The sequence below is a fragment of the Ilumatobacter sp. genome (assembly GCF_030065885.1).
Taxonomy (GTDB): domain Bacteria; phylum Actinomycetota; class Acidimicrobiia; order Acidimicrobiales; family Ilumatobacteraceae; genus Ilumatobacter.
Genome location: NZ_JASJCS010000012.1, coordinates 38,683 through 51,204 on the forward strand (window position 1 = coordinate 38,683; position 12,522 = coordinate 51,204).

General features: G+C 70.0%; 13 protein-coding genes. 8 read left to right on the forward strand and 5 right to left on the reverse strand.

The window, feature by feature from the left end; genetic code table 11:
• Window positions 1-5 precede the first annotated feature (5 nt).
• Window positions 6-1,091, reverse strand: a complete 1,086-nt coding sequence (locus tag QNJ12_RS04960) for a transposase (protein ID WP_300619648.1) — start codon at window positions 1,089-1,091, stop codon at window positions 6-8.
• Window positions 1,092-1,527: 436 nt separating this feature from the next.
• On the opposite strand from QNJ12_RS04960, the gene QNJ12_RS04965 reads away from it, so the two are divergent.
• Entirely contained in the window at window positions 1,528-2,430 is a 903-nt protein-coding gene (locus QNJ12_RS04965; RefSeq protein ID WP_300619651.1) for an EamA family transporter, read from the forward strand.
• Between the two features lie 84 nt (window positions 2,431-2,514).
• Here QNJ12_RS04965 and QNJ12_RS04970 read toward each other — a convergent pair whose 3' ends face one another.
• Both QNJ12_RS04970 and QNJ12_RS04975 read right to left on the reverse strand, forming a co-directional pair.
• The gene (locus tag QNJ12_RS04970; RefSeq protein ID WP_300619654.1) at window positions 2,515-3,246 is read right to left on the reverse strand and encodes a dienelactone hydrolase family protein; all 732 of its coding nucleotides are present in this window, start codon (window positions 3,244-3,246) and stop codon (window positions 2,515-2,517) included.
• Window positions 3,247-3,397: 151 nt separating this feature from the next.
• The gene (locus QNJ12_RS04975) at window positions 3,398-4,339 is read right to left on the reverse strand and encodes an alpha/beta fold hydrolase (protein ID WP_300619657.1); all 942 of its coding nucleotides are present in this window, start codon (window positions 4,337-4,339) and stop codon (window positions 3,398-3,400) included.
• Window positions 4,340-4,948: 609 nt separating this feature from the next.
• Between QNJ12_RS04975 and QNJ12_RS04980 the strand changes: the two genes are divergently transcribed.
• The 7 genes from QNJ12_RS04980 to QNJ12_RS05010 all read left to right on the forward strand — a co-directional run bounded on the left by QNJ12_RS04980 (window position 4,949) and on the right by QNJ12_RS05010 (window position 11,046).
• A complete protein-coding gene (locus tag QNJ12_RS04980; RefSeq protein WP_300619659.1) occupies window positions 4,949-5,548 on the forward strand; it encodes a DUF6529 family protein in 600 nt (199 codons plus the stop codon).
• 14 nt (window positions 5,549-5,562) lie between these two features.
• Window positions 5,563-5,982 carry a cupredoxin domain-containing protein gene (locus QNJ12_RS04985; protein WP_300619662.1) on the forward strand — a complete coding sequence of 140 codons (420 nt, stop codon included), beginning with the start codon at window positions 5,563-5,565 and terminating at the stop codon, window positions 5,980-5,982.
• 67 nt (window positions 5,983-6,049) lie between these two features.
• Window positions 6,050-7,045, forward strand: a complete 996-nt coding sequence (locus QNJ12_RS04990; protein ID WP_300619665.1) for a hypothetical protein — start codon at window positions 6,050-6,052, stop codon at window positions 7,043-7,045.
• 156 nt (window positions 7,046-7,201) lie between these two features.
• On the forward strand, window positions 7,202-8,125 hold the full coding sequence (locus tag QNJ12_RS04995; RefSeq protein ID WP_300619668.1) for an ABC transporter ATP-binding protein: 924 nt from the start codon (window positions 7,202-7,204) through the stop codon (window positions 8,123-8,125).
• Between the two features lie 86 nt (window positions 8,126-8,211).
• The gene (locus QNJ12_RS05000; protein WP_300619670.1) at window positions 8,212-9,093 is read left to right on the forward strand and encodes a hypothetical protein; all 882 of its coding nucleotides are present in this window, start codon (window positions 8,212-8,214) and stop codon (window positions 9,091-9,093) included.
• Window positions 9,094-9,187: 94 nt separating this feature from the next.
• Window positions 9,188-10,360 (forward strand): histidine kinase, encoded by a 1,173-nt coding sequence (locus QNJ12_RS05005; RefSeq protein ID WP_300619672.1) that lies wholly within the window; start codon window positions 9,188-9,190, stop codon window positions 10,358-10,360.
• Window positions 10,357-11,046, forward strand: coding sequence for a response regulator transcription factor (locus tag QNJ12_RS05010; RefSeq protein ID WP_300619675.1), 690 nt, complete (start codon window positions 10,357-10,359; stop codon window positions 11,044-11,046). The genes QNJ12_RS05005 and QNJ12_RS05010 overlap by 4 nt, the downstream gene beginning before the upstream one ends.
• A 164-nt stretch (window positions 11,047-11,210) precedes the next feature.
• On the opposite strand, the gene QNJ12_RS05015 is transcribed toward QNJ12_RS05010, so the two are convergent.
• Complete coding sequence (locus QNJ12_RS05015; protein ID WP_300619677.1) at window positions 11,211-11,501, reverse strand: hypothetical protein; 291 nt, start codon at window positions 11,499-11,501, stop codon at window positions 11,211-11,213.
• A gap of 130 nt (window positions 11,502-11,631) precedes the next feature.
• Window positions 11,632-12,474, reverse strand: a complete 843-nt coding sequence (locus tag QNJ12_RS05020) for a TauD/TfdA family dioxygenase (RefSeq protein ID WP_300619679.1) — start codon at window positions 12,472-12,474, stop codon at window positions 11,632-11,634.
• Between the last annotated feature and the right edge of the window lie 48 nt (window positions 12,475-12,522).

Below are 12,522 nucleotides of genomic sequence, written 5' to 3' on the forward strand. Positions count from 1 at the left end.
AGCTCTCATGTCAAGAGCGACGGCTGTCGGGTGTCTCTGGCCATGGTTCGGTAGATCGCGTTGGACAGGTTCCGCTTGAGGACGCGCATCGCTTCTCGGCGGGTGTGGCCGTTGGCGCGGGCGTTGTCGTAGATCTCCCGGGCGCGTGGTTCGTAGCGGAGTTGGGTGACGGCGACGCGATGGATCGCGGCGTTGAGGCGCCGGTTGCCGCCTCGGCAGAGTCGGTGCCGGACGGGTTCGCCGTCGCCTTCGGCGGAGCTGGCCGGGATCGGTGCGGTGCCGTTGAAGCGGGCGAAGCCGGCCGCGGTGAAGCGGCGGATGTCACCGACTTCAACGATGATCTCCGCCGCGGCACGAGGCGCGATGCCGACCAGGTCCGTGAGGGTCGACTTGGTCTGGGCGACGAGCTCGGCGAGCTCGCGGGCGGCGATGCGGTCTTGCTCGAGGACATCGCGCAACATGGCGACCCGATGCTCGATCAGCCGGAGCCGCAACAGCACGGTCTTGTCGGTGACCTCGGATGCATCGAGTCGGTCGAGCGAGGTGACGCGAGCGCGGATTGTCTTCTTGGCGGGGAGCTGTGACCGGAGCTCTTCGGGGAGCTCGTGAACGAGCGCGTCGACTTCGCCGAGGAGTTGAACGCGGATCTTGCGCAACGACGTGCGGGCGTTGTGCCACAAGGCGATTCGATCACGAACCGGGTCCGGCTGAGCGGGCTGGGCGTGCTTGAACGCTCGGGCGAGACGCGGGTTGGTCTGGGTCTCCGCAGCGATGCGATGTGAGTCGAGCCGGTCGGTCTTGCCCTCGTGGCGGCCGCGTCGGCGTAGCGACGTCTTGTGCGGTGGCACCTCGCGCACATCACCGCCGGCGGCGACGAGGAACTCCGCGAGTGGCCGGCCGAGCCCGCTGGCGCCTTCGATGCCCCACCGCTCGACGGTGCCGTGCTCGGTTGCCCACACCAACACCTCCGCGTGGCCGGCGCGGTTGTTGGTGAAGTGGGCGTGGTCGATCTCGCCGCCGCTTGCGTCGAGCAGGGTGGCGGTGAATGTCTTGCGGTGTGGGTCGATGCCGACGATGTTCGTTGCCGTCATGGGTGGTTGCCTCCAGGTTCTACGTTGGTGGGAGGAACCGTGCGACACATCCCAGTCGAGTGATCGACGCTCTCATCAAGTCAGCACGGTTCTCGGTGACCGCGCCGGGGTCGACACTTCAAACGGAAGACAGCCGCCAGCGTGCTGGTGGCGTCGGGATCTCTTTCGAGTCAGACCTCGGCACGGTCACCGACCGTAAGCACCGCCGTCGCGGCGCTCGCGGCATCAACCAGTCCAGCACTGGGATCTCTTTCGGGTGTTCGCCGACCGGCACAGCCGGATCGGCTCCACCTCCCGAGCTCGCCATCTCCGCTCCGCTTCGACGCTCGCCCACCTCCGCGGCGCGACGCGATCAACCGGCCACATGAGCATCTGCGATTGCCTCCGCGAGCCGGCGAGCACCGACCGCCGAACGCAGGCGGGCAAGAATCGGGCCGTGACCCGCGAACGCCGACTTGGTGCGATGCCGCGCAGCCGCGTCGAACGCACCCTGGCGACGGCGCCGCCAGAGGCGCTGTTCGTCCTCTCTGCGATCTCGCAGTACATCGGCGCGGCGATCGCGGTCACCGTCTTCGACGACGTCGAACCGCAGACCGTCGCGTGGTTCCGCGTGATCGGAGCATCGGTCGCACTGCTGGCGATCTCGCCGGGCTTCCATCGGAACTGGACGCGCCGCGACCTGATCGGCGCCGCGATCTTCGGCGTCGCCACCGCGTCGATGAACCTGTTCTTCTACCTCGCGATCGATCGCGTCGACCTCGGCAAGAGCGTGGCCATCGAGTTCCTCGGACCGATCGCGGTCGCGGCTGCAACGACGCGAAACGCACGCAACGCCGTCGCCTTGATGCTGGCCGTGACGGGCGTCGTGACGCTCGGCGGCGTCGAGCTCGGCGACAACGCGCTCGGTGTGGTGTTCATCCTGATCTCGTCCGCGCTCTGGGCGGCGTACATCGTCGTCGGCTCTCGCGTGGCGCAGGTCCGCGACGGGGTGGCCGGCCTCGGCGTCGGGTTGGCGATCGGCACGCTGTTCCTCACGCCCGTCGGCGCACCCTGGAGCGGGCCGGTGTGGCTCTCCCCCACGCTGCTGTTGCTGTGCTGCGCCACCGGCGTCTTCTCGAACGCGATCGGCTACGGCATCGACCAGTACGTGCTCCGACGAGTCCCGATTCGCCGCTTCAGCGTGCTCCTCGCCGCGCTCCCCGTGACCGCCGTGATCATCGGGTGGATCGCGCTCGACCAGCGTCCCAGCGGCTTGGATCTCGCCGGCATCGCCCTCGTGCTCGTCGGCGTCGCAGTCCAAGAGCGCGACGAGATCCAGGCAGTCCCCGAACCCAGCTGACGACGCGATCCACGGGTGGTCGAGCGCCGTGTGGCACCCCGGTGCGCTGGGTCCAGGACGCCGCGCCCGATCGCGGATCGCGACTCACTTGCTCGCGGCGAGATGCTCGGCGAAGAAGGCGAGCATCCGCGTCCAGCTGTCTTCGGCGGCAGCCTCGTCGTGGCCCCCACGAAGCGGGCTCAGCGACGCCAGCGCCGCCGTCACGCCTCGGTGGTGGCTCATGAAGCTGTGACCCGCGTCGGGGTAGGTGACGATGTCGTGGTCGACACCGAGCTCATCGAGGCGACCCGCCAGTCGGCTGCCGTTGCCACCGAAGACACGGTCCCGACCGCCGTAGCCGCTCACCACCGGGCAGATGCCCTCGACGTCGTCGGGCACGTCTCCGTAGAAGGCCGCGGCAGCGCCGACCTCTGGGTGTCTCCCGAGGAGGAGCGCGAACCCGCCACCCATGCAGAAGCCGGCGACGCCGATCCGCGAGCCGTCGACGTCGGAGCGTTCGCTCAGTGACGAGCGGGCGGCTTCCAGGGCTGCGAGGGCGCGTCCTCCACCGTGGGAGTAGGCCCGGATGGTGCGCATGATGCAGATCGGCTTGGGGCCGAGGCCATCGAACAGGTCGGGGGCCAGGGCCGCATACCCTGCGTCGGCGAAGCGCCGCGTGATGCGACGGACGTCGTCGTTGAGACCCAGCAGCTCGTGGACCACGATCACTGCGGGCCACGCACCAGCTTCGCCGACTCCGGCGTGCTCGGGGAGCGCGAGCGAGGCCCGCATCGTCGTGTCACCCAGCGGTACTCGAACGGTCTCGTCCAGAGCCACGAGGTGAGGCTACGTGCCCCAGCGGATCGCCGGGGCCGCCCGGGAGCCGCCGGCGGCCACGAGCCGCGGCTCGATGCCCTGCCTGACCGAGACCGGGCCACGCAGTGGACCCTCGAGGTCCTCCATCCCTCGACCCCGACCCGTCGGTCACTCAGGCGACGGCGCGCTCCTCGTCCTGGTGTTCGCGGAACCACCGGTCGGAGGCCTCGACGATCTCGTTCCAGAACTTGGGGTCGCTGGACCAGTGCCCGAAGGGGACCTCGAGATACTCCTTGGGTCCCCCGAGCCGGTCGTAGTTGCGCCGAGTCAGTCTCGGATCCACCATCTCGTCCCGCGCCTGGTTGATGACCAGCGTGGGAATCCGGTTCTGCTCGAGGGGAACCGCCGGCGGTGTGGTCGAGCAGCTCGCGAAGTACCTGATGGCGATCTTCCGGGGAGGCACTGGATCGGCGTCCCAGAGCGCCTGGAAGTCGGGATCGCGGCGGTCCATGAGCTTGTCGAACCGACCGACCCAGGAGAAGGGGAACCGCACGCGGTGCAGGGGGGTCAGCAACCACATGAAGGCACGCGAGATGTGTGCCGTGCCCCGCACCTTGGCCAGCGGCGCCAGCTTCGAGAAGTCCCACGAGTCGACGGTCGAGAAATCGACCAGGTTCAGGCAGGCGATCGCCCTGACCGGCGCGCCGGCTGCCGCTGCGTAGTACGTGAGGCCGCCGCCGATGCTTCCGCCGCCCATGAACACCGGTCCGTCCCAACGGGACTCGGCCCAGCGCGCCACGTCGACGATGCTCTGTGTGGCCTCGACGACCGTGTAGTCCCCTGGGCGGCCACCGGACAGCCCCTGTCCGATCTGGTCGGGCAGGACCACCGTGTAGCCCCGGTCGAAGTACGTCAACCCCAGTCTCACGAAGATCCGGCAGTAGCCGGCTGCGCCGTGATTGAAGATGACCACCGGAGCGCCAGGATCGGACTGCGGATACACATCCACGTGGATGGACGCTCCGCCGGACCGAACCGAGTGCACCTCGCGCAGCTGATCGCCGCGCGCGAGCGTTGCATCGTCGTAGTAGATCCGCCAGTACTCCTCGCCCATGTCTCGTTCCGACCCCGAACTTGCTCGGGGCTCAGATGAGATCGTCTTCACTGTCTCCCTCCTCTCCTGAGGGGCGCGCCCGACGTCTCGGTGACGCCACGGACTGCGCCCGATCCCCACTCGCTGCGGATGGATGCGACGGCGCCGGCATGGTCCGTCCCGGTCCGGCGTCGCACGTAGGTCGTCGAGCCGATGATCGGGACACATCCTCGAACACCGTCGCGGCGCCCGTACTGCGACCGGAGCACCACGGCACCACCAGCGATCCAGCCCCGTGCCGCACTGGTCGAGCTGCGCGGCGGCCGGTCTCGCCGGGCATGGCCGATCCTCCTTCAGCGATCCAGTCACCATTCTCGCGCCCACTCGCACGACTGCATAGGGCCCGAGAAGCCCAATCCACACCAAGGCCCCCACCGCGCGCCCAGCCGGCTCCCCCGACACTGCCGGGATCCGCACGTCGACCGCCCTCCCGATGGACCCGAATCCGCCCTCGGACAGTGCGTGCCGGCCCGGCATCTGCTCGTGGCTCGACATCGCGTCACCGGGTACCTGAGTACCCGATCGCGAGAAATCGCGAACCGGACCGCGCGGCGCGCCGTACTGGTGGGCGTGACTGCAACGATCACCCCGAACGACCAGCAGGTCGGGCGCACTCGAGTGACTCCCCTCGTCCTCGCGGCGGGCGCCGGCGGCTTCGTTGCACTCGCCATCGGCACGTACGGCCGGGTGCACACGCCCACGGGACAGGGCATGGCGACCTTCGGATTCCCGGCCGTACTGCCGATGAAGGCGTGGTTCACGACGGGTGCCTTCGCGCTCGTGCTCGTCCAGCTCGCGACCGCGCTGCGGATGTGGGGGCGGCTGCCGTTCCCCGGCACGATGCCCACCTGGTTCCCGGCCGCCTCGTTGGATGCGAGGCGCCTGCATCGCTGGTCGGGCACCGCCGCCTTCTTGCTGACGCTGCCCGTCGCGTACCACTGCCTCTGGGCCCTCGGGTTCCAGGACACGACGCCGCGGGTGCTCGTGCACAGCATCCTCGGCTGCGCGTTCTACGGCGCCTTCACGACGAAGATGCTCGTGCTGCGGGTCGATCGCCTCCCGAGCTGGACGCTGCCCGTCGTCGGCGGTTGCCTCGTCGCGATCCTCACGGGCCTCTGGCTCACGTCATCCCTCTGGTTCTTCACCAACGTCGGGTTCCCCGGCGTCTGACCCACGGAGCTCTCATGCGCATCCTCACCCCGACCCTCTCGATCTGCGCGCTCGCAGCTGCGTTCACCGCCGGCGCCCTGACCGCCGCGCCCGACCGACCGGCCCCCGCCGGCCACGCAGCACATGCTGCGCCGGCGGCCGGGCCCGGCACGGCCGGCGGCCCGGCGGAAGCGGCGCCGACCGATGCCGCAGAGGTCCCGACGATCACGATCAGCGGCTTCGCCTTCGACACGCCGTCGGTGCCGGCCGGGTCGACGGTCCGCATCGTCAACACCGACTCGGCACCGCACACGGTGACCGCCCGCGACGGCTCGTTCGACGTGTTCCTCGACGGTGGCACCGAGACCACGTTCGTCGTGCCCACGACCGCGGGCACGTTCGACTTCTTCTGCACGATCCACCCCTCGATGACGAGCTCGCTCGTCGTCACCTGACCACACCCCATCCGGCGGTGAGGCGACTCGCCGCCGTTCCGCACAACCCATCCTGAGGAGGACCCACATGAACACCACCTTCACCCCGCGCGCCCCCAAGCGGGTCGTGACACTCGCCGGGCTCACCGCCGCTGCGGTCGCCCTCAGCGCCTGCGGCGACGATCCGGCACCGATCTCGGCACCGGTCGAGGCGGCCGAGACGACGACCACCGTCGCTGCGCCGGCGCCTGCGGCGACCGCCGCTCCGGTCGAGCCCGCAGCCCCGGCCGCCGAGGCGCCGCGCGATGCCGTCGTCAAGATCAGCCAGACCGAGCTCGGCGACGTCCTCGCCGACGCAGACGGCCAGACCCTCTACGCGTTCACCAACGACGTCGACGCCGTGAGCACCTGCTACGGCACCTGCGCCGAGGCGTGGCCACCGATCATCGTCGACCCCGACTTCATCGTCAGCCCCGGCCTCGACAGCGGCATCTTCGCGACGACCGTGCGCGAGGACGGCAACCACCAGCTCGTGGCCGGCAAGTTCCCCCTCTATCTCTTCGCCGCCGACGCCAAGCCCGGCGACATCACCGGCCACGGCTCGGGCGACGTCTGGTTCGCCGTCGACCTGGGTGGCCGCATCATCGAGGACGGCGCACCGCCGGCCGACGCCGAGCAGGGCGAGACCGCCGACGAGCAGATCTCCGACGAGCAGGCCGGCGAGGTCGTTGCGCCGATGATCCAGCTCGGCGACAGCGAGCTCGGCCCGATCGTCACCGACGCCAACGGGATCTCGCTGTACCTGTTCACCCCGGACGAGGCCGGCAACCCGACCTGCACTGGCGACTGCGCCGGCACGTGGCCGCCGCTGCTCATCGAGGCTGGCAGCGAGCTCGCCGCCGGCGAGGGCATCGACCCGGCCCTGCTGAGCACCGTCGAGCACCCCGACGGCGGCATGCAGCTCAAGATCGGCATCTGGCCGCTCTACTACTTCGCCGGCGACAGTGAGCCCGGCGACGTCACCGGCCAGGGCTCCGGCGACAAGTGGTTCGTCGTCGCCGCCGACGGCAAGGCGATCCGCTGACCCCCAGTTTCACGTTGTGTCAGACACAACGTGAAGGAGCGGGAACCGCGACCTACGCCTCGGCACGACGAGCGGCACGTCTACTGCGGGCGCAGTAGGCGCGGAACCTGCGCCGGGACGATGTGCGACGACGGCGCGACTTCGGATCATGGGAGCATGATCGAAGTCACCAACCTCACCAAGCGCTACGGCACCACGACCGCCGTCGACGACCTCTCCTTCACCGTCCGCCCGGGCATCGTCACCGGCTTCCTCGGCCCGAACGGCGCCGGCAAGTCAACGACGATGCGGATGGTCCTCGGCCTCGACCAGCCGACGCACGGCACCGCCACCCTGAACGGTCGCCGCCTCGACCAGCACACCGCCCCGCTCACCGAGCTCGGTGCGCTGCTCGAGGCGAAAGCCGTCCACCCGAAGCGCACTGCCCGCAACCACCTCCGGGCCCTGGCGGCGACCACGGGCATCTCGAACCGGCGGGTCGACGAGGTGCTCGACATCGTGGGCCTCACCGATGTCGCCGACCGGCTCGCCGGCGGGTTCTCGCTCGGGATGGCCCAGCGGCTCGGCATCGCCTCAGCGCTGCTCGGCGATCCGGCGACGGTGATGCTCGACGAGCCCGTGAACGGCCTCGACCCCGAGGGCGTCCTGTGGATCCGCCACCTCCTGAAGGACCTCGCCGCCGAGGGACGGACCGTGTTCGTGTCGTCGCACCTGATGAGCGAGATGGCGCTGACCGCCGACCACTTCGTGATCATCGGGCGCGGGCGCATGATCGCCGATGTCACCGCCGCCGAGCTCGAGGCGATGGCGCCGGAGGCGAGCGTGTCGGTGCGCAGCGACGACGACGCCAAGCTCCGAGATCTGATGTCCCGGGACGGTGTCTCGATCACGACCACCGCCGAGCCCGGGTTGACCGTGGTCGGCCTGTCGAGCGGCGAGATCGGCCGCATCGCCGCCGACCACGCGATCGCACTCTCCGAGCTCACCAATCGTCGCAGCACGCTGGAGCAGACGTTCATGGATCTGACCGCCGACGCCGTCGAGTACAGCGCCCACTCCGTCCACCGGGAGGCGGCGTGATGACCACCATCGACACGAGCACGCCCCATCGAACCATCCACCACCCGACTGCAGCCCACGAGGGCCGGAACGACAAGCGAGACGACATGAGCACCATCACCACCACCAGCACCAGCACCAGCACCAGCACCACGATCCCCACGACGCCCGACGAGGAGGCGGGAAGCGCGCTCGCCACCGCCGTCCGCAGCGACACCGATGTGTCCCACCGGGTGACGTTGCGGCGGGTGACGTCGTCCGAGTGGCTCAAGTTCAGATCGGTCCGCTCGAACCTCGTCGCCCTCCTCGGATCGGCCGCCGCCGCGATCGGGCTCGGAGCCCTGTTCGCATCGCTCGCGGGCAGTGACGACGGACCCCAACGCCTCGGCAACGACGCCCTGTCGCTCAGCCTCGGCGGGTTCGAGATGAGCCAGCTCGTCGTCGCCATCCTGGGTGTCGCACTGGTCGCCGGCGAGTACCAGACCGGCCTCGTCCGGACGTGGTTCGCCGCCGCTCCCAGTCGTCTTCGGGTCCTCGCAGCGAAGATCGGCGTGTACGGCGCCTCGGCATTCGTCGTGACGCTGGTGGCCGCGACGCTGGCGTTCCTCGCCGGCCAAGCGGTGTTCAGCGGCGAAGCTCTCACGCTCGTCGACGACGGCGTGCTCCAGGCGCTCGTCGGCACCGCATTCTACGCCGCCTGCATCGGCGTGATGGGCATCGGCCTCGGCTTCCTCCTGCGGAGCACCGCTGCCGGCGCCGGCGCCGTCGTGACGACGCTGATGATCGCCCCGATCCTCGTGAACCTGCTCCCGGACTCGATCGCCGACCCGGTCGGCAAGATCCTGCCGAGCAACGCCGGTTCAGCGCTGCGAGGAGTGTCGACCAATAGCGAGCTGTTGTCCGCTGGCTGGGGCCTGGCCGTCCTGCTCGCCTGGGTCGCCGCCATCGTCGGAGCAGCTGCGATCTCGCTCCGCCGCAGGGATGCGTGAGCGACCCGGCGCCGGCGCCGTCATGATGCCCGAGCACACCGGTGGCGCCGTCGTGACGCCGGAGCGAAGCGGCGGCGCCACTACCGTCGCCCACATGAGCGAGCAGCCGCATCCCGAGGGGGTGCGGCTGTCGCCGTGGCGGGTGCCCCCGTGGGCGATCGACACCGTCTTCGTCGCGGTCATCGTCGTGGCGTTCATCGTCCGCCCGTTCACCGACGACATCGACAGCTACGGCTGGGTCGACTGGTTCGGAGGCGCCGCCGCCGTTCTGGCGCTGTTGTCGCGCCGGCGGTTCCCCCTCGCCACACTGACCGTCGCCGTTGCCGCCACCGTGGTGGCGATCGCCGCGTCGGACCGGCCGTCGCTGATCATGCCGGTCGTGCTGGTTGCGCTCTACACCGTGGCGACCCGCTTCCACTGGAAGGTGGCGATCGCGGCCGGTGCCGCGACCACGCTGGTGTTCGCAGTGCTCGTCATTGCGCTCATCGATCGCGGCGAGATCGCCGGTGCCGGCCTCGCTGCGATCGCCTGGCCCGCGTTCGCGGTCGCAGCCGGCACTGCGGTGCGGACGACTCGCGAGAACATCGCCGCCGCCCACGAACGGGCCCGCCGCGCCGAGGAGACCCGCGAGCTCGAAGCCCGCAGGCGGGTGGTCGAGGAGCGGCTGCGGATCGCCCGCGACGTGCACGACCTGGTCGCCCACCACATCGCCGTCGTCAACGTGCAAGCCGGTGTGGCGAGCCACGTCGTTCGATCCGACCCCGACGCCGCGGCCGATGCGCTCGGCATCGTGCGGAACGCCGCCGCGACCGTGGTCACCGAGCTCGGCGAGCTGCTGAGCGTCCTGCGAGCGTCCGACGAAGCGGACGATCCGACCGAACCGACGCCCGACCTGTCCGCGATCGGCGACCTCGTCTCCTCGTTCGCGGCCAGCGGTCTCGAGGTCGGCTTCGAGACGACGGGTTCACCGCGTCCGCTCAGCCCGACGGCCCAGCTCGCCGGGTACCGCGTCGTCCAGGAGGCGCTCACGAATGCGCACAAGTACGGCGACGGTTCGGCCACGGTCGCTCAGCGATTCGGCGACGACGCACTCGAGATCGTCGTGACCAACCCCGTCGGGTCCCGGGCCGGCGACGGCAGTGGCCTGGGTCTGCTCGGGATGCGCGAGCGGCTGGAGGCGGTCGGCGGCTCGCTCGACATCGACGACGACCGCACGCACCGGAGGTTCTCGGTGACGGCCGTGATCCCGGCGCAGGGGTCGACGTGACCGCGCCGGACGGGCCCGAACCGATCCGCGTCGTCCTGGCCGACGACCAGGCGTTGATCCGTGCCGGCTTCCGCGTGCTGATCGACGGCGAACCCGACCTGACGGTCGTGGGCGAAGCGGGCGACGGCGAGGCAGCAATCGAGGTGTTGCGTTCCGAACGCGCCGACATCGTGCTCATGGACATCCGGATGCCGGGCATGGACGGTCTCGCCGCGACCCGTGCGATCTGCGCCGACGACGACCTCGCCGGCGTGAAGGTCATCGTGCTGACGACGTTCGAGCTCGACGAGTACGTCATCCAGGCGGTGCAGGCAGGCGCCAGCGGCTTCCTCGGCAAGGGCGTCGGGCCGACCGAGCTGCTCGACGCGATCCGCACCGTCGCCGCCGGCGACGCGCTCCTCTCGCCGGCCGCCACCAAGGCCCTCCTCGCACGGTTTGCGACCTCCGGACCCGGCAACCTCGACACGACGGCACTCGACGCGCTCACCGAGCGCGAGCGGGAGATGACGGCCCTGGCAGCGCTCGGCCTCACCAACGACGAGATCGCCGAGCGGGCGTTCCTGTCGCCGCTCACCGTCAAGACGCACCTCAACCGGGCGATGATGAAGGCCGGCGTCCGGGACCGCGCCCAGCTCGTGGTGCTTGCGTATCAGACCGGCCTCGTCCGCCCGGGCGACACCGCCTGAGCGCAACAGCTACGAGATGTGCCAGGGGGTTTCAGCGGAGAGGTACGCCGTGCGCGGCGAGCGGCTTGCTCGTCGCCTTGCTTCGCAGGCAACTCCGTGCACCGCAACGATTGGGTCGCCCCGCCTCGCGGCTGGGGCTCCCAGGCACAACTCGTAGCTATCGGTCAGTGCTGAGCGAGCTCGTCGGCGTCGTCGGCGATGCTGCTCGCGTCGTCGGGAACGTCGAGCTCCTCGCTCAGGACGCCCCGCTGGCGCATCTTGGCAACCACCTTGTCGGAGATCTCGCTCCGCTTCTCGGCGGGGATCTTGCCCGGCAGCTTGGCGTCGAGCTTGGCGCGCGCCTCGCTCTCGCTCAGCCCGTGCCACTCGGACTCTCGCTTCGATTTGGCCTGCTTCGCGCACGCCGCGACTGCTCCGAGCAGGATCAGCACGAGGATCAAACGCTTCTTCGTCATGAGTGCACCTCCACAACTCCACGGACAGATGCGACGCTACCGCGATCGCTCCGGTCCCTCCAGGCGCCGTGCGATCGACGACACCCTCCGACCCAGCGGGCCGGGGCACCCGGCCGAGCAGCCCGATCGTTCAGCCGGCGCCGATCGTGGTGCGGTGCAGCACGCGCTCGTGGCCGTCGTAGCCGCCGGTCGCCTTGTGGAGCACCGACCGGTTGTCCCACATGACGAGCATGTCGGGCTCCCACTCGTGCCGGTGGACGAACTCGTCGCGGGTCTGCCACTGATACAGCTCGAACAGCAACTCACGCGCCTGCTCGTCGGGCATGCCGTCGATGCCGATGATGTAGCCGATGCACCCGAACACGCCGGCCCGCCCGGTCTCGGGATGGTCGCGAATGATCGGGTGGAGCTGCGTCGCCATCGCCGACTCGCTCGGGCGGATGTCCATGCTGCGGTCGGTCTGCTGATCGACGTCGCCGTACATGCCGCTCGGCGCGTAGCCACCACGAGCCGAGTGCACCGCGAGCTGCCCCTCGAGGCGCCCACACAGGTCGGCTGGCATGGCATCGAGCGCGGCGTGCTGATCGGCGAACAGCGTGTCGCCGCCGTGCGGAGGGATCGCGACGCCGAAGAGGCACGTGCCCTGCGGCGGCCGGGCCTGGAAGCTCCAGTCGGAGTGCCAGTTCTCGGCGAACAGCGGCGCCGTCTCGCCGGCGTTGCGGCGGATCTCGATCACGTGCTCGCGTCCGGCGATCGGCGCGATGAACGGATCGTCGCCGAACGGACCGAACGCCAGCGTGAAGCGTTCGAGGTCGTCGTCGCTCATCGCCTGCCGCGGGAACGCGAGCACGTGGTGCTCGAGCCACGCGGCGCGGATCGCGGCGACGTCGGCGGCGTCGAGCGGTGCGGTCAGGTCGACGCCCGTGATCGTGGCCCCGCACACCTGGCCCGACGGGGTGACGATGACGGTCACGGCGTGACTCCCACATCGGTGACGGCGTCACCGACCACGGTGACGGCG